Source organism: Roseburia sp. MSJ-14 (assembly GCF_018918225.1).
In the GTDB taxonomy this organism is placed as follows: Bacteria; Bacillota; Clostridia; order Lachnospirales; family Lachnospiraceae; genus Petralouisia.
Genome location: NZ_JAHLQD010000008.1, coordinates 33,133 through 57,984, shown reverse-complemented (window position 1 = coordinate 57,984; position 24,852 = coordinate 33,133). Strand labels below are relative to the sequence as shown.

Here is a 24,852-nt window from a genome sequence, read left to right as displayed (position 1 = left end):
TCCTTAATTCTTTGTATTTGCGTAAAATGCTTCAATCTGTGCCTGTTCAGAGCTCAATCCTTTTTCTTCCATCTGAACAATTGCCATCATCATTCGGTTATAATCATAAGGTACGATTTTCTTAAACTTCGGCAGATATTCACTGAAGTTATCCAGAATCTCTTTTCCTTTTATGGAATTTGTAAGAGATACATGTTCTTTAATCATATCCTTTAATTCCATAACATCATATTTAGATGTAATTTCTTCTGAAAATACCATTTCTTTGTTAATTCTTGTATACAAGTCATTGTCTTCATCCAGTACATAAGCAATTCCACCGCTCATACCAGCTGCAAAGTTCTTTCCTGTTTTACCAAGAACAACTACACGTCCGCCTGTCATGTACTCACATCCGTGGTCACCAACACCTTCTACTACTGCATTGGCTCCAGAGTTACGAACACAGAAACGTTCACCGGCAACACCATTAATAAATGCTTTACCACTGGTTGCTCCATACATTGCAACGTTACCGATAATGATATTTTCATCCTGTTTGTAGTTTACACCTGTTGGTGGATATACTACTAATTTACCACCGGAGAGTCCCTTACCGAAGTAGTCGTTGCTGTCACCTACAAGCTCTAAGGTTAATCCCTTTGGAATAAATGCTCCAAAGCTCTGTCCACCGGCTCCGGTACATTTTACAATAAAGGTATCTTCCTCTAAGGTATCATCATATCGTTTTGTAATTTCAGAACCGAAGATTGTACCAAAGGAACGGTCTGTATTGGTTACTTCTACATCAATGCTTCGTTTCTGCTTATTCTCTAATGCTGTCTTTAACTGTTTCATCAAAACAGTTTCATCCTTTGTCTTTTCCAATTCAAAGTCATATACCTGTTTTGGATCAAAAGTAACTTTTTCCTTTGGACCAGCAAAAGGATTATTGATAATCTTGGATAAATCCAATTCCTTTTCACGCTCTGTTAAATCCTCGCGTACTTTTAAGAGATCTCCTCTTCCAACCAGCTCGTCTACTGTACGAACACCCAGTCTTGCCATATACTCTCTTAAGTCTTCTGCAATAAACTTCATGAAGTTCATAACGTATTCTGGTTTTCCGCTGAAACGTTTTCTAAGTTCCGGATTCTGAGTTGCAATACCTGCCGGACAGGTATCCAGATTACATACACGCATCATTACACATCCAAGTGTTACCAATGGAGCAGTTGCAAATCCAAATTCTTCTGCTCCTAACATTGCTGCTACTGCTACATCACGTCCGGTCATTAACTTACCATCTGTTTCAATTCTTACTTTATTACGAAGTCCATTCATAATCAAAGTCTGATGTGTTTCAGAAAGTCCTAACTCCCAAGGAAGTCCTGCATTGTGGATAGAGCTTCCCGGTGCCGCACCGGTTCCTCCATCATAACCTGAAATCAATACTACCTGTGCACCTGCCTTTGCAACACCGGCTGCTACAGTACCAACTCCGGCTTCAGATACCAATTTTACGGAAATTCTGGCATCTTTATTGGAATTCTTTAAGTCATAGATTAACTGCTCTAAGTCTTCGATAGAGTAAATATCATGATGTGGTGGTGGGGAAATCAATGCTACACCCGGAGTAGAAAGTCTGGTCTTTGCAATCCAAGGATATACTTTCTTTCCTGGAAGATGTCCACCTTCTCCCGGTTTTGCTCCCTGTGCCATTTTAATCTGAATTTCCTTTGCACTTACCAAATAACGGCTGGTAACTCCGAATCTTCCGGATGCTACCTGTTTAATTGCTGAACAACGATTCAATCCATCTTTTCCAACAGTTAAACGTTCCGGATTTTCTCCACCTTCACCACTGTTTGACTTACCATGAAGCTTATTCATGGCAATTGCCAGTGTCTCATGTGCTTCCTGGGAAATAGAACCGTAGGACATCGCACCTGTTTTAAAACGTGTTACAATGGAATCTACACTTTCTACTTCTTCCAGTGGAATTCCCTTTTTCGGGAACTTAAAGTCTAACATACCGCGGATATTAGAATTCTTTTCTTCTGCATTTACCGCATCGGTATATTGTTTGAACAACTCATAGTCACCACGTCTGGTTGCTTCCTGTAACAGATGAATGGTCTTTGGATTGTACAAATGACTATCTGCGCCACTTCTCATCTTATGACGGCCACGGCTTTCCAGTGTTAAGTCTGTCTCTAATCCCAATGGGTCATATGCGCTGGAATGTAATGCATTTACGTCATTTTCAATATCTTTCATAGTGATTCCACCGATACGGCTTACGGTATCTGTGAAATACTTGTTAATTACATCTGAGTCAATTCCAATTGCTTCAAAAATCTTAGAACCTTGATAAGACTGAATTGTGGAAATACCCATTTTTGCTGCAATCTTAACAATTCCGTGAAGGATTGCATTGTTGTAATCGGAAACTGCTGCATAATAATCCTTGTCCAACATATGTTCATCGATTAACTGTTTTACCGTATCCTGAGCTAAATATGGGTTAATTGCACAGGCTCCATATCCTAACAATGTTGCAAAGTGATGTACCTCTCTTGGTTCACCGGACTCTAAAATCATCGCTACCGCAGTTCTCTTCTTTGTCTTAATTAAATGCTGCTGTAATGCGGACACTGCTAATAAAGAAGGAATTGGTACATGATTTTCATCGACACCACGGTCAGAAAGAATCAAAATGTTTGCTCCATCACGGTATGCACGGTCTGCTTCTACATATAAATGTTCGATTGCTTTCTCTAAACTGGTGTTCTTGTAATATATAATAGGAAGTTCTACAACTTTAAAGCCTTCCACTTTCATGTTTTTAATCTTCATCAAATCGGTATTGGTTAAAATTGGATTATTTACTTTCAATACCTGACAGTTGATTGCTTTTTCCTCTAAGAGGTTACCGTCTTCTCCAATATATACGGTGGTAGATGTTACTACCTCTTCACGAATGGAGTCGATTGGTGGGTTTGTTACCTGTGCAAATAACTGTTTGAAGTAGTTAAATAATGGCTGATGATCTCCTGCCAATGCTGCAAGGGGAGTATCAATACCCATAGCTGCGGTACTTTCTGCACCATTCTTTGCCATTGGAAGAATTGCTTCTTTTAAAGATTCATAAGTATATCCAAATGCTTTCTGCATTCTCTGGCGTTCTTCCTTGGTATATTCCGGTACACGCTGATTTGGAATCTTTAACTCTTCCAAATTAATCAGGTTGCGGTCTAACCACTCACCATATGGCTGACGGTCTGCATATCTTTCTTTTAACTCATCATCGTCAATCACTCTTCCCTGAACGGTATCTACTAAAAGCATTTTTCCCGGACGAAGACGTTCTTTTACCAAAATCTTGGTTGGGTCAATGTCCAGTACACCAACTTCAGAAGAAAGTACTAAATAATCATCATTGGTAATATAATAACGGGAAGGACGAAGTCCGTTACGGTCTAAGACTGCTCCCATAATATCTCCATCACTAAATACGATAGAAGCCGGACCATCCCATGGCTCCATCATTGTTGCATAATATTGATAGAAGTCTTTCTTCTTCTGACTCATAATCGCATTGTTTGCCCATGGTTCCGGAATTGTAATCATAACTGCCAATGGCAATTCCATACCACTCATTACCAGGAATTCCAAGGTATTATCTAACATAGCTGAGTCAGATCCCTCTGTATTTACCACCGGAAGTACCTTTTGAAGTTCTCCCTTTAAGTGTTCTGATTCCATGGTCTCTTCACGAGCTAACATCTTATCGGCATTACCGCGAATGGTGTTAATCTCACCATTATGTACAATAAAACGGTTTGGATGTGCACGTTCCCAACTTGGATTGGTGTTTGTAGAGAATCTGGAGTGTACCGTTGCAATTGCAGATTCATAATCCTTATCCTGTAAATCTGCGAAAAACAAACGTAACTGTTCTACTAAGAACATTCCCTTGTATACAATTGTTCTGCTGGATAAAGACACTACATAGGTATCATCATTAGACTGTTCAAATACACGTCGTGCTACATATAGTTTTCGGTCGAAATCCAATCCCTTATTTACATTCTTTGGACGTTTTACAAATCCCTGCATAATATATGGCATACAATCTACTGCCTTCTGTCCCAGTTTTTTGGGATCAATCGGTACTTCTCTCCATCCTAAGAATTCCATACCTTCTTTTTCCACAATTACTTCAAACATTTTCTTTGCCTGATTACGCTTCAATTCGTCCTGAGGGAAGAAAAACATTCCAATACCATAATCTCTTTCTTCTCCGATTTCAATACCTGCTTCTTTTGCAGCCTTACTGAAAAACTTATGGGAAATCTGTAACAGAATACCAACACCGTCTCCGGTCTTTCCCTCTGCATCCTTACCTGCTCTATGCTTCAGGTTTTCAACAATCTTCAATGCATTTTCTACGGTTTCATGGGTCTTAATACCCTTAATGTTTACAACAGCTCCAATACCACAGTTATCATGTTCAAACCGTGGGTCATACATACCTACTGCTGTTCTGTCTTTTTCCTGCATCGTCTCATCCTTTCTTCATAATACTTTTTCCACTGTATATCGCTAAAGTATTGTGTTGAAATAAATATACACCTATTTTTTCCCGTTGTAAACAACTTTTTTTATTCTATTGTCAGATAATTTGAATACTTTGTTTTTTATCGGTCTTTATTCTGTCTTTTTATCTTTTTTTCATATCAAAAGTGGCTTGCAGAAACAATTTCATCCGGTTTTGGTAAAAACTTTTTGAAATTATTTTTCAGCAAGCCACTTTTTCTTCTACTTATTTTGAATTGTTTTCAAATTGTTCTATACTTCTTTTGTGTTATTTTTCCAAATAAGAACCACTAACCCTATTGTTACGATTCCAAATATAACTGTTGCTATTATGAAAATACTTTTTCCGGTTTCCATCCAACGAAACAAACCTGTTTCCATACGAAGTACCGACATCAGGTTTGCTCCTATGTGCGCCACTACTGCTCCATAGAGATGTCCTGACTTTTCTACAAACCAGGAAAGCATAATTCCCAGTATGGTTGCATAGATAAACTGTACGATATTCATATGCATTACTCCGAAAATAAGGGAAGTAAATAAAATCGCATACCAGCGGTACTTTTTCTGTCGTGCTGCCTCCTCTTTGGATTCTGCATCCACTTTCAATACTAGCAAATCCGAAAGTCTTCCATATACCACACTTCGGTAAAGAAGCTCTTCTAATAAAGGAATGATAAGACATGGCCCTAATATTTCAAACAGGATTCCACCTGCGAAAAAGCTGGCTGTCACTTCCTGGTAGGCAATTGACTTTTCTTCTAATGTTGTAAATGCCATGACATTATTCATCATAATTCCTGCTGTAGCACCACACAGAAACATCAATACACCATTTACAATTCTTTGTTTCTTATCCTTTTTCTGTAACACTTCTTCCAAATGCATATGAAAAACGGTAGGATACTGCTTATCTTTTCGATAAAAACGATAAATAAATGGAAAGGTAATGATGGCTACTATAGTCTGCAACATCATATATTGCTTATCGATATCTCCTCCCATCTTTACCGTTATCGCTGCAATAATGTTCATTGCCAATGACATTACTAAAAAGTAAATCAAAATGGGATATACCACATTGCAGGACTTCATTAGTGAGTTAAAACCGTTACTTTTCTGATTCATGTTGTCTCCTTACTTATGCAAAATATGTTACGTCATCATTTTTTTCCAGCACTTCTAATCCGCTGGTTTCATCATCTATTTGTTGTTTTATCTGCTGGATTCTATTATACTGTGCAATTGCCCGCATAATACGATTCTGATCCTCCGGTGAAAACATTCCGATTGCCTTGGATAATTCTTCCAGACTATTGATATTTACTTTTAAAACTCCACCTTGGGATAACGGTATATTCAGTATATTATTATAATCTGTCATATCTCCTAAACACAGCGCATTATTTTCCAAATCTCCTACAAACCTGACTCCATTGTATTCAATAATTCCATTCTCATCTGCTAAAGATGCATATGGCATTTTTCCACGATTACCTACAATCTTTTGAATTGCCTCCTGTGAAATAAAATCTGACACAGAATCCTCTACATCCGGCTTTTCCGCTTTCGTTTCTTCTGCCGAGAACATTCCGCTATTTATTTTTTGAAAGCGCATACTATATAAGGCTCCACCACGCATTACCGTTTGTTCATACTCATAATCACTCTTATTCCGCGCGTTATATACATTCTCTTCTGCCTGTTTTTTTTGTTTTTCCTTTGCGTCCTCTTCTCGCTCTTTTAAGTCCTCTTTGTAATCTTCGATGGCATTGTCTACTTTTCCCAAAAGTTTTTCCCATTCATCGTTAGAAAACTCACCTATGGTTTTCCCTCTTGTTTCACCTAAATCTGTTCCAAATCCGCCCCTCGAGGCATTCAGCTTATCTAATAACATCATTTTCCTCCTCTTTTTTATCACATATAAAATGGCACTCATATCCTTTATAGGAATAAGTGCCATCCGTAGCTATTATTTATATCGGTTATTTTCTAAAAATATTTACCTTATTCTTCCAAATACGCCACTACTTCTTCCAGTGTATCGCAAATATGTGCTCCGGCTTTCCTCATGGAATCCATATCCTGTTCAAATCCGTAAGTGATTCCAATACAATCAATACCAACTTCTTTGGCACCTAACGCATCGTATCTGGTATCTCCTATTAAAACCACTTCGTTTTTGTCTGTAACCCCAAAACGCTTTAGTACATCCTCTAAAACTGCTGCTTTGGAACCTGCCTTTCCATCGGAAGTAGCTCCTCCTATCACTTCAAAATATTTATCAATTCCAAAGTGTTTCATCAGTAATGGACAAAATTTCTCCGGCTTTGAAGATGCCACACCAATTCGATACCCCCGTTCCGAAAGTTTTTGCAATGTTTCTTCTACTTGTGGGTAAAGCTTGCATTCCCAAACGCCTATGTCATCATATCTTTCTCGATAATAGGCAACAGCTTTCCAGGAATCTTCTTCTGAAAAACCATATTCTCGCTGAAAAGAATCAAACAATGGCGGTCCTATAAAGCGTCTTATCTTTTTCTGATCCTCCTCCTGAATTCCGAACTTTTCAAGTGCATGTCTTACACACTTTGAAATCCCCTCCTCCGTATTTAACAATGTGCCATCCAGGTCAAATAATATAATGTTCTTTTTCATAATGCTCCTCTTTCTATTTCTTATGCCTCTTTTTATTCCATGCGTTCTAACAATTTCTTTCGTTTATCCTCAAACAACAATTCCTTATTATATTGATAATATCGCTCACATTCTGTTTCCTGTAAAAAAGCGACGCTGTTGGCATTGGAATTCAACTCTGTAATAAACATTACCATTTCCTGACTGTTCCCAAATGCGCCTTCCATAAAATCAAATGCATATTCTAACTTTTGTTCTGCCTCTTTCCAGACTTTTTCATATAATTCATTTTCCTTTTCAAAGGCTTCTTTTGCCTTTTGAAAACAAGCCTTTCCATCGTTTAGCGATAACAGTTTCATTTTCTGTAATATTTCTTCTAAGATTTTCATTACCTGGCGATAACGATATTCTTCTTCTCTTGTCAACAATTCTGCCTGTTTCTTTTGTCTATATTCCACAGACGCTTTTTGACAGATATTAAAAAAGAGTTGCTGTCCGTCTAGCCCTTCCGTCACTTCTTCTGTGACTTGTTTATATTCTGCCAAATAGGATTGCAATAATTCCATATATGCTTCTTTTCTTACTGCATTTCCAAGAGCTTCATTTACCTTTGATAACATCAGTCCCACAACACTGAGCTTTTCGTCAAATGAAGCATGTGCTACTTTCTTCAGCAATATTTCATCTAGTTTTCCTTCAAATACTGCTTCTAACTGATAATCGGTCTGATATTTGTAATACAGTTCTAAATAGTTTGCAAAGTCTTTTGCAATCTTTGGAAATTGAATATACTGCTCTACTACTTCCCGGTCTACGCTTTTTCCTAACTTTTCATATACCTGAATGATATTTGACAAATCTTCCCATCCACGCGGCGTTGCAAAATGCATGCCGTCTACGGTTGTTTCCATCTGATAAAAATTCTGTTTTCTGGTATTCAGGTAAGAAATAACTGCACCATGAAGTTGGTGCGCATATGCATATTCTTTCCAGACAGTAAAATCCGCTTCTACTTGAATTTTCTTTACTCGGTCCATGGTAACTACATCAAACTCCCGCACAGATTTGTTGTATTCCGGTGGATTTCCCGCTGCTACAATGACCCAGCCTTCGGGGATTTTATGGTTTCCAAAAGACTTGCATTGTAAAAACTGCAACATAGCTGGGGCAAGGGTCTCTGACACACAGTTAATTTCATCAATAAAAAGGATTCCCTCTTTCAATCCTGTCTGTTCCATTTTATCATAAATAGAACCTACAATTTCACTCATGGTATATTCTGTTACTGCATATTCCTTATCACCATACTGTTTTTTTGAAATAAATGGCAATCCGATTGCACTTTGCCTTGTATGATGTGTAATGGTATATGCCACTAACCCGATTCCGCATTCTTTAGAAATCTGCTCCATAATCTGTGTTTTTCCAATTCCCGGAGAACCCAACAGGAAAATCGGACGTTGCCGAATGGACGGAATTTCATAATTTCCCAATTCATCCTTCAAAAGATAGGCGGAAATGGTATTTTTTATCTCTTCCTTGGTTCGTTTTATATTCATATTCTACTTTCCTCCACTGCATTTCCAATATCTTCTTCACTTAAAATAAGTTTTATCGCCCATGTTGGCACATCTACATCCAGATAATCTTCCTTGAAAAACACAAATGCGGTATCGTACATGGGCTTTTTCAGCGGAAATGTTCCATATCCATCGGTAAAATAAAGCAATCCCCGCAATTTTTGAAATGCTTTTTCTGCTAATAAACGATTTACATATTCAAATGCCGGGCGAAAATCTGTCCCACCCAGTCCTTTTACTTCAAACTGTTCCATATAGGTGCGCAATTGTTCTGCTTTTTCAATCACTGCATCAGACTGTACCCGCTCATCACACTGGATAATATGAATACGAAACCGACGGTAAAAGGATTCCGCCTGACTTAAAATACTATATGTCTCTTCTAAAAACTTTTGTACCAGCTGTGCTTTGCAAGACATTGAGGTATCAATCACAATCACAAAGTCCTCGATTTTCTTAACTTCCTTTGTTTCCTGGGGTTCAATAAGAGGCATGTTTCCATACATTTCCATGCCGTAATTATAAAAAATATAATCAAAGCTGTCCATATCTACTTGCATTTCTTCTTTCAAAACACAAAACTTTTTCAAAAAAGTACGATAATCGTATCGTTTCCGATTTTCTACTTTTAACTGTTCTACCAGACTTTTAGAATCCTCCGCCGCTTCCTTTGAAAAAGTCTCCAATTCTGTTTCCATCTTGTCGCGAATATCTTTCCACTGATTTTGCTGTTCCATGGGAGCATTGGGTGCATTTTCCTGTCTTTCCCACAAATCATGGCCATCTATCCTAAATTCTAACAACATTCTTGCTTGTGCTCTGGGATCCATGGGATTTTTCTCTAACACATGAAATACTGCCTCTGCGTTAATTACCGGCATATGTTCTAGCAAATTACGGTATACCAGCTTTCGATAAGGATTGGCAGATAGCCTCAGGCAACGATAATATAAGCTGTCCATAATATGCTCTACGGTAATATCGCATGCAAGATTCCACAGTGTTTCCTTTTCCGTCTGACTGCCTTCTTTTACAACCGGCATATGCCATGGATGCCCAAACAGACAATGCAACACACTATGCAGATAGCAACGATTCATGCTCTGACTGCTACTCTTATACTGCTCCATGATGTACTCCGGATTAAAATAATAGTTCATACCATCTGTAGCTGTTCGTTCCCGCTCCATTGTTGCCTGCAACTGAAAGGTATTTAGTGCCACATCCAAAAAACGCATATTCAGATACAGTTCATTTTTACTGTCCTGTAAAATTTCCTGACAGATATTTACTTTTTCTAACAGTTGTTCTTCAAACATAGAAACTCCTTTTTAAAGAGAAAACTTTTTCTTCTTTTGAGAAAATCTCTGATGTTTGATATCCATCAACATACTGACTTTCTCTGCTTGTTCCTGACTCGCCGCCTGTTTTAACAAAATATCCATTTCTTCTTTTGTGGTAACAAATGTTTCTGCTAACCAACGCAGTTTTTCCTGTTCTTCACTTTGTAAGAAAATATTTGCTGCCTGTTCTAAATGTTTCTTCAAAAACAGGATGTAATCTTTCTTTGCATTTTCTTCTAACTCAATTGGGTAGGATAGTCTTGCTGCTGCCATCTCAACTCTGGTTGTTAAATCTACATTATATTTTCCTGTTTCAAGTAATTTATCATATTCCCGAAAGATAACCTTGGTATCTCGAAAAGCATTGCGATATTGAATTCCCATTCCATGGGTAACCGTGTTAATAATACGCGCAGGGGTGTTTTCCTCTGCTTCTTCAAAAAATTCCGGATAGACCAGTTCATATTTACACTTTTCTTCTAACAATACTTTTACCTGAACCTTCTGTTTCAAATCTGAAAGAATTTCTCGTAAGCAGGATTTTTCTTCCGGCACTTCCTGCATATTCAAGTAAGACAACTTCTCACATCCGGTAAATGCACCTGCTCCCATATAAGAAATATTGCTGTAAAAGAAAAACTTTTCAAATTGAATACAATTATAGAAAATATAGCGTCCCAGACGTTTTATGGTTCTTGGTAAATGCAGTTCTTGTAAATCTTCTCCACAAATACAGGACAGCCCACTGGTATTTTCCGGCTCGCTATCCATTTCCTTTGCAAATGTATAGGCAGCAAGCTCAGTAACGGGCTGTCCTTCTATCTGTTCCGGTATTTTTACACATCCGCTATTTCCATAGCAGCGTAAAATTCGGATTCCATTTTCTATTTGTTCATATGCAAACTTCTGCTGTTCCATTTCTAAATTCCTACTCTATTCTCTTCCATAAGCCGTTGCCATCTGACGTCGTTTATTTCTGTTTTCCTGTGCTTTCTTCTGAAAGGCAATCTTCTCCTGCCGCTCCTCTATGGAAATATTGCATCCCTTCATCATTTCCATTTGCGAAGATAAGTTGGTACAAATATGTGGTCTTTGGACACTTTCGGAAACAGGCGTTTGATAGTCCGTTACCTGCTGTTTTTTATGAATGGGCATTTCGTATTCTGCCTGTCTTTCCGCTTCCTGATAACTTGCCTCCTGCCTTCTTCCCTTTTCTACACCAAAAACCCGTATTTCTCTCTCCTGATGTTTTTCCACAGGACTTACAACAAAATAGAATTCTCTCATACCTATTCCTCCTTCCCTGGATGGAATCTGTACTACTGGTTTCTTATATCTATTTTATCGGTATTTTTGCGAAATACTTTAATATTTTCTGTTAATTTTCATTTTCAAGCGAAATAAGCAGTTCTTTTACTGTTTTTCCTAGAATTGGATGTCGATACCATGGTGCCAATTCTGCCAAAGGTTTTAAAACAAACTGACGATTCTGCATATCTACATGGGGAACGGTAAGCTGTGGTGTATCAATAATCTGATTGTCATAAAAAATGATATCCAAGTCCAAGGTGCGTGGTCCCCAATGTATCTTTCTTTTTCGATGCGCCGCTGCTTCTATTTCATTTAACTTATGAAGCAGTTCAACGGGACTTAATAATGTTCTTACCTGTAACATTCCATTTAAGAATTCCGGTTGATCCGTTACTCCATACGGTTCTGTTACAATCAACTGTGATTCTTTTTCCACTACACATTCCTTGCATGCTGCTAATGCCTCGATTCCTTTTCGAATATATTCTCCCCGGTCTCCCAGGTTGGAACCTGTGGCAATAAAAGCCTCATGCCATCCACGACTGATTTCTACCGACACTGACTCAAGTGGAAGTCCAATCGGTGCCCATGGCTTTTGTATCTCCAAATCAATCCACTTTAAATGTTCAAATTGAAGCAACAATGCCTCTGCTAACTGTTCTGCCACTGATTCAATTAGTTGAAATGTATGCTCCATCATATATTTTGTAATAAAATGGGATACTTCCCCATAATGAATGGACTTTGTTAAGTCATCCGTTTTTCCGGCTTCTCTGGTACTGGTATAAAGCACCGCATTCACCAGAAACTTTTGTCCTAATTTGTTCTCTTCCGGAAAAACTCCATGATTTCCAAAAACCTCCAGATTCTTAATGTGAATCTTATCCAAACTTTCCTTTTCCACTATTTCCATCCCTCCCGGATTGCTTCTGCCATCTGAATGACACGTTTGTTTTCCTTTACATCATGTACTCGCACAAAGGAATAGTGTTTCATAACGGCTAATACAGTGGTAACCAGTGTTCCTTCCACACGTTCTGTAACCGGCAGATCTAAGGTCAATCCTATGACAGACTTTCTGGAAGTTCCAAGTAATAACGGATAGCCCAGTTCCTCTAATTCCTCCATCTTATAAATAATCTCCAGATTATTTTCATAGGTCTTTCCAAATCCTACTCCCGGATCTAACATAATCTTTTCATCTGCAATTCCTGCTTTTTTTGCTAAGGCAATAGTTTCCTGTAGGTCCTGTTTTACCTCTGCCATATAATTCTGATAATCATGGTTATCCCGATTATGCATTAAACAACATGCCACATTAGAAGCTGCTATCACTTCTGCTATTTTCTCATCATACTTAAGTCCCCAGATATCATTTACAAGATCTGCTCCTGCCTCTACTGCTGCCTGTGCCACCTTAGCTTTGTATGTGTCAATAGATACTGGTATATCAAATGTTGATTTAATTTTTTCTATTATAGGCGCGGTACGTTCGATTTCTTCCTCTTCTGTAATCTGTATATGCCCCGGTCTGGTAGATTCTCCACCAATATCAATGATGTCTGCTCCATCTTCTATCATCTGCTGGGTATGTACCAATGCAGCCTCCGTCTCGTTAAACTTTCCTCCATCGGAAAAAGAATCCGGTGTTACATTCAATATTCCCATGATATATGTATGCTTGTCTGTTTCAAAGTTTTTATTGCCTATTTTCATCTTCTGTCTCCTCTTACTATGTATGATATGTGCTATATACGGTATGTGCCAAATGTTTGCATTTTTCTTATGATACCACCGTATAATTTTTTCGTTCTTCGCTCCATTTACATTCTTTTCCTGCCTCGCAAAAGAAACAATTTCTGGACTGATTATCTGCCTGCTTTATAATACTTATAAAATCTTTATTTAACTTTTCTTTGTTTCGATGTTCCTGAATGGCTTTAAAAATCAATTCACACTTTTCCTGTGGATAACCGATTTGTTGTAAATAATTTCTCGCCATAATAATTCCTGCCTCATGATGAGGAATCCCTTGCCGGTATTCTGCAATTCTTCCCATATCATGCAACAACGCTGTAAGATACAATTGCTCCTTTTCCACCGGATGTTGCTCTTCTAATACTTTTATCCACGCAAGACGTGCCACATCTAACACATGTTGCAACCCATGACGGCAAAACTTTCGATCCTGTTCCAGCGTTTCTAGTTCTTTCATTCGTTCCAGATAATCTGTTTCCTGTATCAATCTTCTTAAGTACTCCATCTGGTTACACGTTTTTATACCACTTTCCTGCTTCATGTTTTCTCCCATCTATCGTTCCAACATATGCCAAAACGTATTCTGGAGTTTTTCATTTTCCGCAAAAACGCCCCTTGTGACACAGGTCACTGTCTGGGCTCCCGGCTTTTTGATTCCACGCATAGTCATACACATATGCTCTGCTTCTATCACTACCATTGCTCCTTGCGGTTTTAAATACTCCATCAGTGCATCTGCTATTTGGGCTGTCAACTGTTCCTGAAGCTGTGGGCGTTTTGCATACACTTCCACTGTCCTTGCTAATTTACTCAATCCTACCACTTTTCCATCCGGTATGTATGCCACATGTGCCTTTCCGTAAAAGGGCAATAAATGATGTTCACAGGTAGAATAAAATACGATATCCTTTTCCAGTACCATATTATTATCATTTACTGAAAATGTTTTTGACAAATGTTTCTCCGGAGTCTGTCCCAATCCGCCAAAAATTTCTTCATACATCCTGGCAATCCGTTGTGGTGTTTCTATCAGTCCCTCTCGATTTACCTCTTCTCCCATGCCTTCCAGAAGAAGTTTTACGCCTGCTTCAATTTTTTTCTTATCAATCATGTATTTTTATCTCCTTAAGAGCTTTTTTTACTTCACCCAGATAGGATAAAGAGCCAAAGGCAAGTATCATTTTCTGCTCTTCTTTTGCTTCCTTCATTGCCATATCTACTGCTTCTTTTATTTCCGGAACAAAGGTAACGTCTTTATGATATTTCAATGCTTCCTTCGCCAATTCTTTTCCATCCATCGCTCTTGGATTATGTGGTGTTACCGTAAACACCTTTTCTGCTAACGGAAGCATCTGTTTTAACATTTTTTCATGCTCTTTATCTGCAAGTACCCCTATTATATATATAATTTTGTATTTTGTAAAACCCATTTCCAGAGTTTCCCTTAATTTTTTTGCTGCATCTTCGTTATGTGCCCCATCTATTACCAGAAGCGGCTGTTCGTTTAGAATAGAAAATCTTCCTTCCCATTCTGCCTTCTCCAGCCCTTGCTTTAACTGTTCTTTCGAGATAGCATACCCCTGTTTTTCCAATTGTTTTACTGCCTCTATAACGCACAACGCATTTTGCACTTGATACTTTCCCATCATTTTTAGCTTTATTTCTCCCAGCTCTTCATGTAAGAAACAAAGCCTGTGATTGGTTATCCGAACTTCTCTTACCTGCTCTGGATTCGTATACACTACCTCTGCCTCTTGTTTTTCACAAGCTGCATCGATTACCTTTCTCACTCCCATTTCCGGACACATCGCTACTACTTTTCCATGTTTCTTGATAATTCCAGCCTTCACCACTGCAATTTCTTCTATGGTATCACCTAAAAATCCCATATGATCTCGACTGATAGATGTTAAGATACTCACCAAAGACTTCCTTATTATATTAGTCGCATCCGTTGCCCCGCCCATTCCTGTTTCTAAAATAACAATATCACACTTTTTCTGATAAAAATATAAAAAGGCTGCCGCTGTCTCTACTTCAAATCTGGTAGGCTGGCTCAAACCTTTATCCAACATTCGTTCACAAACTGCCTTCACCTGACTGATACTCTTAGCAAATTCCTCTTCTGTAATATTCTCACCATTCACCCGGTAACGTTCTGCCTCGGTAAATACTGCCGGAGAAGTGTATTTTCCTACCCGATAACCTGCCCCTATAAGAACGGATTCTAACATTGCACATACAGAACCCTTTCCATTGGTTCCTGCTACATGAATAATTTTTAAGGCATCCTGCACATCTGCTAATTCTTTCATCAGCTCTCGAATACTCTCTAATCCTAAAATACTGCCTTTCTTATCTATTTCCCTTATGTAGTCATCTGTCTCTTTTTTGCTCAATATCTTGTATTTTTCCATCTTTTTACACGCCCTTTACTTATCATTTTCACCAATTTTTAAAGACTTTCTTAATTTTTATTATAATAAACGTAAATTTTGCCCCTTCCTAGTTGACTTTTCCCTTATTTTGCGCTAATCTTTGCTAGGATAAACAGAGTATTTACAGTTTGTTCACAAATAGTTTACAAATCAATTTAACCACATATAATAATAGAGGATGAGGAAAATATGTACAATAGTATAAAAGAAACTTTACACAAATTTTACACGAATTACAAGTCCTGGAAAGAAAAACGTGCAACCAGAGAGAAAAAGCATCTGCTCAAACCGGAGCAAAGAGAACGATTGCTTTACATACTAAATCGTTACTCACTGGTGTTTCACTACTTGTTAGCCTGTCTGGTCTGTTTTTTCATTGAAGTAATTTCCAGACATTCTTTCCTGGATGCATTTTCATTTATGTTTGACCGAAGTCTTGTATTCCTATACAACTCTTTGATTGTCTTTACATCATTGCATTTAGTTTACTTCTTCCGCAGAAGAGCTTTGATGCGTACACTTATTAGTGTTATTTGGCTCTTCCTCGGAACCATTAACGGATGCGTACTTTTAAAACGTGTAACACCATTTAGTTATACAGATTTAAAACTTGTAAATGATTTATTTACGATGCAGAGCAACTATTTCTCCCAGGGAGAAGCTATTGCAGTTATCGTTCTTGTTGCCGCAGTTATTGCTTTTATTGGTATTTTATGGAAAAAGGGTCCAAAATACACCGGAAAACAACACCGCGTTGCAAGTATTTTAGCAGTTGGTGCTTTTGCACTCTTTATTCCTATGGTAACACAGGCTGCTGTAAGTAATAACATTTTAGCAAGCTATTTTGAAAACATTGCACAGGGTTACAAAGATTACGGATTTGTATACAGCTTCTCTGCCAGCGTTGTTGACCGCGGTATGAAAGCCCCTGATAACTATTCTGATAAAACAGTTCAGGCAGCTTTAGATAAGGTTACGGTACCTACTACGGATGCTTCTGTTGAGAAACCAAATATTATTTGTGTATTACTGGAATCCTTTGTTGATCCAAATGAAGTTAACTTTTTGGAATGTTCCAAAAACCCGGTTCCAAACTTTGAGAACTTAGCCGCTAATTATTCTTCCGGTTATCTTACTGTTCCTGTGGTTGGTGCCGGTACTGCCAATACAGAATTTGAAGTATTAACCGGTATGGGAATGAGATATTTCGGCTTAGGCGAATATCCTTACAAAACTATTTTAAAAACAAACTCCTGTGAAAGTATTGCAGATGACCTTAAAAACCTTGGTTATGGTACCGCAGTTGTTCACAATAACGGTGGTAACTTCTACAGCCGTGCAAATGCTTTCTCACAGATGGGATTTGATAACTTTACCAGCAAAGAAATGATGGATATTACAGAATATACTCCACTTGGCACCTGGCCAACAGATGATATTTTAGTAAATGAAGTTGCAAAGGCTTTGGATGCTACCCCTCAACAGGATTTCATCTATACCATTACTGTTCAGGGTCACGGTGCATATCCAACTGACAAAGTAATTGAAAATCCGGAGATTTCTGTAACCGGTGCTGATAGTGAAGAAGCAAATAATGAATGGGAATATTATGTAAACGAAATTCATGAAGTAGATAAGTTCATTGCTAATTTAACTACTATGTTATCTCAAAGAGATGAAAAAACAGTTGTTGTTTTCTTCGGTGACCACCTTCCTACTATGGGATTAGAAGACAGCGATATGAAGAGCGGAAGCATTTTCAAAACAAGATATGTAACATGGAATAACTTTGGCATGGAAAAAATTGACAGAGACATTACTTCTTCTCAGTTACTTGCAGCTGTAACCGACCAGCTTGGAATCCATGAAGGTACTATGTTCCGTCTTCACCAGAACAACAACTTCCAGGATATCGATAATTACACCGATGATATGGAGTTATTACAATATGACATTCTTTATGGTAATCGATATGCATACGGTCAGAAAGACCTCTACCCTGCTTCTAACTTAGTAATGGGTGTGCAGGATGTTGTAATTGATAATTTATCGGTTGACGGCAATATCTTATATCTGACCGGACAAAACTTCACTCGTTGGAGTAAGGTATTTGTAAACGGCGAAAAAGTTTCTACAACCTATATTGATGGAACACATCTAAAGATTTCTTTGAATTCTTTAGACGAAGGAACAAACAGTATTATGGTAAATCAGATGGGTTCCTCTGAAACCGTATTTAGAAGTTCTAACGAGGTAAGCTTTGATAAACCGGAAGTGATTGAAGATACTACTACCGGAACTACTACTGAGGATTCTGAGATTTTAAATGATGCAGAAGCTGCTGATGAAACTTCAGAAGAAAATATTTCCGGTGAAGTTGAAGATACACCATTAAACTAATATTTAAAACAAAAAAGAATGCACATGAGTATCATACTGATGTGCATTCTTTTTTTATGTAATAGGAAATTGCTTTCTATTGCGTTCTATGAATTTTATAACCTATGGCTGACACCTCTTACAAGGCTCATATCCCTCTTCTATTAGCTTTTCCCTACTTTCTTCCGTATATTGTCGATTATCCTCTGACATCTGTTTTACGCTGCTACAAGAGGGTTTGTGAAATTTCTTAGTATTGGCATTTATTACATAGGTACCACTTGATTCTACAGTTTGAATTTCTTCTTGTTCCTGCGTTTCTTCTGACTCTTTTGTTTCCGTAGGCTCTTTTGCTTTCGTGGATTCCTGTTTTACCTGTGTATCTTTACTTCCACTACTGCCGGTTGGTTCTCCTGCTTTCCAACTATCACTTGGACTGCAATTCCATGCTATGTTTTTTCCATCGGAATATGCTACAATGGTTCCTTGCTCATCTGTTCGATAGACATCTATTCCCATTTGCCGAAGCTCATTCATAACTGCCGCCCGTGGATGTCCATAACTGTTTCCTGCTCCACAACTAATCACTACAGATTCTGGATTTACGCTCTTTAAAAATTCCTCTGTATTGGCTGTATCACTTCCATGATGTGCCGCCTTAAATACATCTGCGGACAAATCCATTCCACTTGCTAACATATCCTGTTCTGATTCTTCTTCTGCATCTCCCGTAAACAGGAAATGATTTTCTCCATATGTCAATCGCAATCCTATGGAATAGTTGTTACTATTGTCACCATAATCTGATTTCTGAGGACACACAATGGTAAATTCCGCCTCCCCTAATGTATAGGTATCTCCGGCCTTTGGCACTGTAATCTTTTGATTTTTATCCTGAATTACCCTTTTTACATCCTCATAAGTTCTGGTATCTTTCTCTAAATCCGGCATCATTACCGTATCCCACTCAAACTTATATAACACTACGTCTAATCCGCCGATATGATCTGAATCCGGATGTGTTCCAATGACATAATCCAACGACTTAATGTTTTGACTTTGCAGATATGCTTGCACCGCAGTACCTTTACTATTATCTCCTGCATCAATCAGCATAGCATGTTCTCCCTGTTTAATCAGTGTTGCATCCCCCTGACCTACATCAATAAAGTGTACTTCTAAATTTCCTTCTGTAACTTTCGTTGAAGTTTTTCCTGAGCTAAATTGCAAATTGTTTATTCCATCACACCCTAACAATAACGCCAGGCAGATACTCCAAATAATTATCCATATTTTTTTCTTTCTCATAATAACAATTCCTTTTCTTTTTTGCGCTTATATTCTATCTGTTAGAATTATGCTGACAAAAATGTACAAAAAGGGCACAAGAACCTACATACTACTATTCCTGTGCCCTATACACGAATCACTAAATATTAAATTTTTCTATTTCTCCTTTTAGCGTCTCTGCACTCTGTCTTGTTCTAGTTACCTGTTGCAATACTTTTTCAGATTCTTCCACGATATCAGCCGATTTCTGTGCAATTTCCGTGGTACCTACTGCACCTTCATCTGCTGCCTTAGAGATATCCTCCATTGAAGTTCGAATACCTTCCATATTAGCAAATAATTCCTGTGCCGTTGCACTAAAATCACTTACCAATTGATCAATATAATTTGCATCCTGACTGTATTGTTCTCCGATATTTTGGAAGTCTTCGTAATCTCCTGCCACATCCGTAACTACAAAGTCTAATAGTTTTTTTGCGTTATCAGACAGATTTTCCACTGCCTCCGTAACTCCCTGCGTAACATTTTGAATCTTCATTACTGTATCTCTGGACTGTTCTGCAAGATGTCCAATTTCCCCAGCCACTACGGCAAATCCCTTTCCAGCTTCACCAGCTCTTGCTGCCTCAATAGACGCATTTAATGCTAAAAGATTGGTTTGAGAAGTAATTTCCATAATTGCATCTGCCAATTCATATATCTGTTCTACTACTTTTACATGCTCTAAAGCACCCTCCAAATTTTGCTGTATTTCCATTCTCAATGTAGAAGTTTTTTTCTTTGCATCCTCTACTTTCTGTTTTGTTTGCTCAGCTCTGTCATTAATTTCTGCAGCCTTCTGTGCACCATCTTGAGAACGTTGTGCAATATTTTGTACAGCAGCATGCATTTCCTGTGAAGATTCATTTACTACAGTGGTTGTAGCTGCTGTTTCCTCCATGCTTGCTGACAATTCTTCGGTTGTAGCAGATACATCCTCAATATCTCCATTTAATTCCATAAAACGCTCATTTACTGTGCCTACTACTTCATTAATTGCTTCGGATTCATCACGTACCCTACTAATTAATAATACCGTAGCCTTTTTCATATCATCAATACACTTTGCAAGTTCGCCAAAGTCATCCTTACGCTCTCGATACTTTTTAGGAAATTCCTGTGTATAATTACCTGCTGCCATATAATTCATATATTTCATAGACAGTTTCAAAGATGATGTAATATCTCTTACAATCACCAAAGCAACTGCAACTAATATAACCATTATCGCAACAAGTGATATTATCACTGTAACTTTTGTTCTTTGGAACATAGCCTTTTGTGAAGCATTATTTTCTACTGCTAATTGTTCTAGCTCATCTACATAATTACCAGTTCCTATTACCCATTTGTATGGTTCAAATGATTTACTATAAGCACGTTTTGGAAATGCCTCTGTTCCTCCTTCTTTTGGAAAATAATACTCTGTAAATCCTCCATCCTTTTTCTGACCATTCTTGATAATATCTTGTACCATCTTATAGCCATTTACATCTTCTGTATCCATACGGTTTGTTCCTTCTGTATCACTTCCCAATAAAACTACATTGTCACCCTCATAGGTATCAATCCAAAAATATCCACTCTCACCATAACGAAGATTTCGCACCATATCTGCTGCCAACTTCTTAGCTTCCTCTTCTGTATATTCTCCTTCCTGTTGTTTTGCATAAATCTCATCTAATAATGATATAACGCTACCTACTTCATCTTTAATCTGTTCATCATAATCACTATAAAGTACCTCCTTGGTAGTTGCAACAGATTTATTATATGAAATCTGCATTCGTAAAAGATTTACAACCTCCATTACACTCATGGATACTACCGCCAATATTACCAATAAAATTAATTTTGTCCGTACCTTCAAATTTCCAAACATAATTGTGTCCTCCCATTTCTCCGTCTTTTCTTTTATCTATCTTGTTAATATTATACTATTTTTATTAATATTTTTCAATGTTTTTGTGCGTTTTTTTGATTATTTTCTGTTTTTTTAGAAATTTTAATATTATATCTCAATTTTTCTTCCTATTCTTACTATTTTTATGCACAATAAACTTTAAAATCCTACTGTCTATTTATAATGTAACATCTACGGAGCCCCCTTTTAATTCATCCACCAATACCTTTTGCTCTGCTGCAATTTTTTCTGTATTTTCAACTACTTTTTTGTATTTTTCATTAATATCTTGTATCGCATCTACTGCAGAAGCAGAATTTTTTTTGCTATTGACATGGCTTTCTTTAGACTCTTCCTCCGCATCCTGTGCCTTCTTTTTTTGTTCTTCCTGAACTTTTTCTAACTCCTCTTTCGTCTTTTCTGCTTCTTCCTTCTGGTCTTTTCCCTTGTCCACTGCATCTTTAATATCCTTGTCGATTTTTTCTTTTGCTTCATCAAAAAGCATACCCATAACTTCTTTTCCTGCTGCCTCCAAGGTTAAGTTCTTTGCATTCTCAGCATCAATAATTGCATGATTTTTTAACATCTCTAACTTCATTCCACGAAGCATCCCCGACTGCATTGCAATATCCTTCTGTGCAGCCGCTTTTTGAGTCAACCACGGCTCTGCCATCTTATCATATTCTTCGGCGGCGATTTTGTAGTCCTCGCTATCCTCGCCGTATTCTTCTTTTATTTTATTTTTTTCCTCTTCTAATGCATTTAATTCCCTCTGCGCTTCTTTTAAACTTTCCCGGCTCTCTTTTGACCGTGCACGACATGCATCCAATGTATCATCTACTTTGCTATCTGCTTTAAACTGCTCCTTTACAAACTGCATGGCATTTTGCATTGCCTTTTGTTTTTTATTAGCAATATCATCCTGAAAGATTCCGAGCCCGGAAGCATTAATGGTGCCATTTTCCACTTTAACAGCCTCGCCACTCTTTGCACCACCATCCATGCGATTCTGTATATAACCATTCTTAACTATACTATCATTTCCTGCTGTATTATTAATCTTCATAACTTTATCCTTCCCTTTTGCCTTGGTTTTCGTCTCAAATTCCTTATATAATTTATCGGCTTTTCTGCACAAAACTTAAATCCAAAAAAAATTTATGAAGCATAGAAAAACATTCATCACGGCAATTAATAAAAGAAAAGGCTACCATAGATACAACACAACCTCTGTTATATCTACAGTAACCTTTCTTTATTTACTCTGTTTTATTGTCTGGTTTTCCCTTTTTAATCTTTAGCTCGTTTTCCCTGCATTGCCGGTACAAAGCTTCTCCAAACAAAGAGTGCTGCACAAAGAACTGCAAAAACAATTCCTACCGGGTATGCAATCTTGGTACTAAGCTTAAATCCTTCATCAGCATATAAGATATAGGTCATGCTGACTGCTGACATAAAGGTTGCCGGAAGTGCTGCCATAAGGCTTGCCGGTGCACTAACATGTCCTGCCAGATATACTGCGCCTGCCCAAAGAGCCATCATAGCTAAGGTCTGGTTTGACCAAGAGAAGTATCTCCATACTACCTGATAATCAATCAAGGAAATCAAATATCCAACAACCAGTAACGGAATGGATAATGTTAATCTCTTCTTCATATCCTTCTGATCAATCTTAAACCAGTCTGCAATAGTTAAACGTGCACTACGGAATGCTGTATCACCAGAAGTAATAGGACATGCAATAACACCAATCATTGCAAGTACACCACCAACTGTTCCTAATAAACCGATTGACATATCATATACTGTTTCTGAATTACCACCGTTCATTGCAAGCAATCCGCCTGTTCCATTATAGAATGCAATACCGGCAGATGCCCAAATCAAAGCGATAATACCTTCAGCAACCATAGCTCCATAGAAAATCTTTCTACCATCTTTCTCTGTTTTCAAACATCTTGCAACCATTGGTGACTGTGTTGCATGGAAACCGGAAATTGCACCACATGCTACTGTGATAAACATTAATGGCCAAATTGGTTTTCCATCTGGATGTAAGTTCTTTAAGGTCATTTCCATCATTGGATGACTTCCGCTTCTTAAAATAGTTGCTCCACCAATACCAACTGCCATGATAATCAAACATGCACCGAAGATTGGATACAACTTTCCGATAATCTTGTCAATTGGAAGTAATGTTGCTAAGAAATAGTAAATCAATACAACAATTGTCCAGAATTTAACATCTAATACATTTGGTGTTAATTTTGCCAATAGTCCTGCAGGTCCCACCATAAATACAACGCCAACCATAACCAGCAATACTACGGAAAATACACGCATGATATTTTTCATAACCGGTCCTAAATATTTTCCAACGATTTCTGAAATACTTGCTCCATCATTTCTTATGGATAACATACCACTTAAGAAATCATGAACACCACCTGCAAAAATCGTACCAAATACAATCCAAAGATATACGCTTGGTCCCCAGATTGCTCCTGATAATGCTCCGAAAATCGGTCCCAATCCTGCAATGTTCAATAGCTGAATCAGGAAAGCTCTTCCGGATGACATTGGCACATAATCCACTCCATCTGGATGTTCCATACAAGGAGTCGGACGGTCATCAGGTTTAAATACTTTTTCCACAATGGCGCCGTACACAATGTAGCCTACAATTAAAATTGCCAGTGATACAAAAAATGATACCATAAAAATACCTCCTCCGCCTAAAAGTCTTTATACATTTTTCACAATTTATTTATGACTTTTAGATATTTTTTATACTTTTATAATAATCCTTTTTTGTATTATTGCAATCATTTTTGCATGAACTGTTAATTTTTCTGTATTAACTGCTAAAATTCAAACATTTTTCGCAATTCTTTACACTGTGCTCTTCCGATTGGGAAAATTTCCTTTTCTATATACTTTAGACAGACTCCATATCCATTGTTGTAGGACGGTACAAACTTTTCAATATAGTCTAAATTAATTAAAAAACTTTTGTAAATCCGAAAGAAATGATAACGTTCCAAACGTTCTTCATAATAATTTAATGACTGATTTTGAAAAAAACTTTTATCCTGTAAATGAATATTGCATCCACGATCTTCGGTACTAATATAGATAATATCGGAAATATCTATCAATTCTACTCCGGTAGAGCCTACAATGGTAAGTTTGGAAAGTTCTTCTTCATGCTTTTCTCTTCTTCCTGCTACTCGCTCTTCTATTCGTTTTGCTGCCCGTTCTACCTGTTCTACCGAATATGGTTTTAACAAATAATCCAGTGCACCCAATTCAAACGCCTTTACTGCATACTCCTGATATGCGGTTGCAAATACCAATGCAAATTCCGGATTTTTATTAAGTAACATAGATGCCAATGTGGTACCATTCATGTCTCCAAGTTGAATATCCACAAATCCTCCATCTGGATGTTCTTTTTCCATCACTTGCATCATTTCTTCACAATTAGATGCCTCTATAAGTTTCCATTCCGGTCTGCACTGTTCTAATAAATATTTTAATTCACTTCTAGCCGGTCGTTCATCATCTACAATTACAATCTTCATTCGTATCTC

The 24,852-nt window shown here is 37.6% G+C and carries 19 protein-coding genes; 1 reads left to right on the top strand and 18 read right to left on the bottom strand.

The genetic code is table 11. The features are described from left to right. Positions 1-3 precede the first annotated feature (3 nt). The 13 genes from gltB to KQI83_RS02640 form a co-directional block, all read right to left on the bottom strand. The gene (gene gltB / locus KQI83_RS02700; protein WP_216554580.1) at positions 4-4,545 is read right to left on the bottom strand and encodes a glutamate synthase large subunit; all 4,542 of its coding nucleotides are present in this window, start codon (positions 4,543-4,545) and stop codon (positions 4-6) included. A gap of 288 nt (positions 4,546-4,833) precedes the next feature. After that, on the bottom strand, positions 4,834-5,709 hold the full coding sequence (locus KQI83_RS02695) for a CPBP family intramembrane glutamic endopeptidase (RefSeq protein ID WP_216554579.1): 876 nt from the start codon (positions 5,707-5,709) through the stop codon (positions 4,834-4,836). 13 nt (positions 5,710-5,722) lie between these two features. Then, a complete protein-coding gene (locus tag KQI83_RS02690) occupies positions 5,723-6,478 on the bottom strand; it encodes a hypothetical protein (protein WP_216554578.1) in 756 nt (251 codons plus the stop codon). Between the two features lie 110 nt (positions 6,479-6,588). Beyond that, positions 6,589-7,239: an HAD hydrolase-like protein gene (locus tag KQI83_RS02685; RefSeq protein ID WP_216554577.1), complete on the bottom strand. Its 651-nt coding sequence runs from the start codon at positions 7,237-7,239 to the stop codon at positions 6,589-6,591. A gap of 32 nt (positions 7,240-7,271) precedes the next feature. Then, positions 7,272-8,777, bottom strand: coding sequence for an AAA family ATPase (locus tag KQI83_RS02680; RefSeq protein WP_216554576.1), 1,506 nt, complete (start codon positions 8,775-8,777; stop codon positions 7,272-7,274). Continuing rightward, a complete protein-coding gene (locus KQI83_RS02675; protein WP_216554575.1) occupies positions 8,774-10,117 on the bottom strand; it encodes a vWA domain-containing protein in 1,344 nt (447 codons plus the stop codon). Before KQI83_RS02675 ends, KQI83_RS02680 begins: the two co-directional genes overlap by 4 nt. 12 nt (positions 10,118-10,129) lie before the next feature. Then, the gene (locus KQI83_RS02670) at positions 10,130-11,059 is read right to left on the bottom strand and encodes a leucine-rich repeat protein (RefSeq protein ID WP_216554574.1); all 930 of its coding nucleotides are present in this window, start codon (positions 11,057-11,059) and stop codon (positions 10,130-10,132) included. A gap of 15 nt (positions 11,060-11,074) precedes the next feature. Next, positions 11,075-11,428 (bottom strand): hypothetical protein, encoded by a 354-nt coding sequence (locus tag KQI83_RS02665; protein WP_216554573.1) that lies wholly within the window; start codon positions 11,426-11,428, stop codon positions 11,075-11,077. A gap of 91 nt (positions 11,429-11,519) precedes the next feature. Further along, a complete protein-coding gene (gene folK, locus KQI83_RS02660) occupies positions 11,520-12,356 on the bottom strand; it encodes a 2-amino-4-hydroxy-6-hydroxymethyldihydropteridine diphosphokinase (RefSeq protein WP_330622296.1) in 837 nt (278 codons plus the stop codon). Next, positions 12,356-13,168, bottom strand: a complete 813-nt coding sequence (gene folP, locus KQI83_RS02655) for a dihydropteroate synthase (protein ID WP_216554569.1) — start codon at positions 13,166-13,168, stop codon at positions 12,356-12,358. The genes folK and folP overlap by 1 nt, the downstream gene beginning before the upstream one ends. A gap of 67 nt (positions 13,169-13,235) precedes the next feature. Continuing rightward, positions 13,236-13,751, bottom strand: a complete 516-nt coding sequence (locus KQI83_RS02650) for an HD domain-containing protein (protein WP_253295476.1) — start codon at positions 13,749-13,751, stop codon at positions 13,236-13,238. 12 nt (positions 13,752-13,763) lie between these two features. Then, positions 13,764-14,321: a GTP cyclohydrolase I FolE gene (gene folE / locus KQI83_RS02645; RefSeq protein ID WP_216554567.1), complete on the bottom strand. Its 558-nt coding sequence runs from the start codon at positions 14,319-14,321 to the stop codon at positions 13,764-13,766. Next, positions 14,314-15,627 (bottom strand): bifunctional folylpolyglutamate synthase/dihydrofolate synthase, encoded by a 1,314-nt coding sequence (locus tag KQI83_RS02640; RefSeq protein ID WP_216554565.1) that lies wholly within the window; start codon positions 15,625-15,627, stop codon positions 14,314-14,316. The genes folE and KQI83_RS02640 overlap by 8 nt, the downstream gene beginning before the upstream one ends. Positions 15,628-15,837: 210 nt before the next feature. Here KQI83_RS02640 and KQI83_RS02635 point away from each other — a divergent pair, with 210 nt between their 5' ends. After that, entirely contained in the window at positions 15,838-18,048 is a 2,211-nt protein-coding gene (locus KQI83_RS02635; RefSeq protein ID WP_216554563.1) for an LTA synthase family protein, read from the top strand. Positions 18,049-18,150: 102 nt separating this feature from the next. Here KQI83_RS02635 and KQI83_RS02630 read toward each other — a convergent pair whose 3' ends face one another. The 5 genes from KQI83_RS02630 to KQI83_RS02610 all read right to left on the bottom strand — a co-directional run bounded on the left by KQI83_RS02630 (position 18,151) and on the right by KQI83_RS02610 (position 24,843). Further along, positions 18,151-19,335, bottom strand: coding sequence for a ComEC/Rec2 family competence protein (locus KQI83_RS02630; protein ID WP_216554561.1), 1,185 nt, complete (start codon positions 19,333-19,335; stop codon positions 18,151-18,153). A gap of 121 nt (positions 19,336-19,456) precedes the next feature. Continuing rightward, entirely contained in the window at positions 19,457-21,238 is a 1,782-nt protein-coding gene (locus KQI83_RS02625; RefSeq protein ID WP_216554559.1) for a methyl-accepting chemotaxis protein, read from the bottom strand. A gap of 199 nt (positions 21,239-21,437) precedes the next feature. Next, positions 21,438-22,325 (bottom strand): hypothetical protein, encoded by an 888-nt coding sequence (locus tag KQI83_RS02620; protein ID WP_216554557.1) that lies wholly within the window; start codon positions 22,323-22,325, stop codon positions 21,438-21,440. 224 nt (positions 22,326-22,549) lie between these two features. Then, positions 22,550-23,977 carry a carbon starvation CstA family protein gene (locus tag KQI83_RS02615; protein WP_216554556.1) on the bottom strand — a complete coding sequence of 476 codons (1,428 nt, stop codon included), beginning with the start codon at positions 23,975-23,977 and terminating at the stop codon, positions 22,550-22,552. A 146-nt stretch (positions 23,978-24,123) separates the two neighbouring features. Then, positions 24,124-24,843, bottom strand: coding sequence for a LytR/AlgR family response regulator transcription factor (locus tag KQI83_RS02610; RefSeq protein WP_216554554.1), 720 nt, complete (start codon positions 24,841-24,843; stop codon positions 24,124-24,126). Positions 24,844-24,852: the final 9 nt, after the last annotated feature.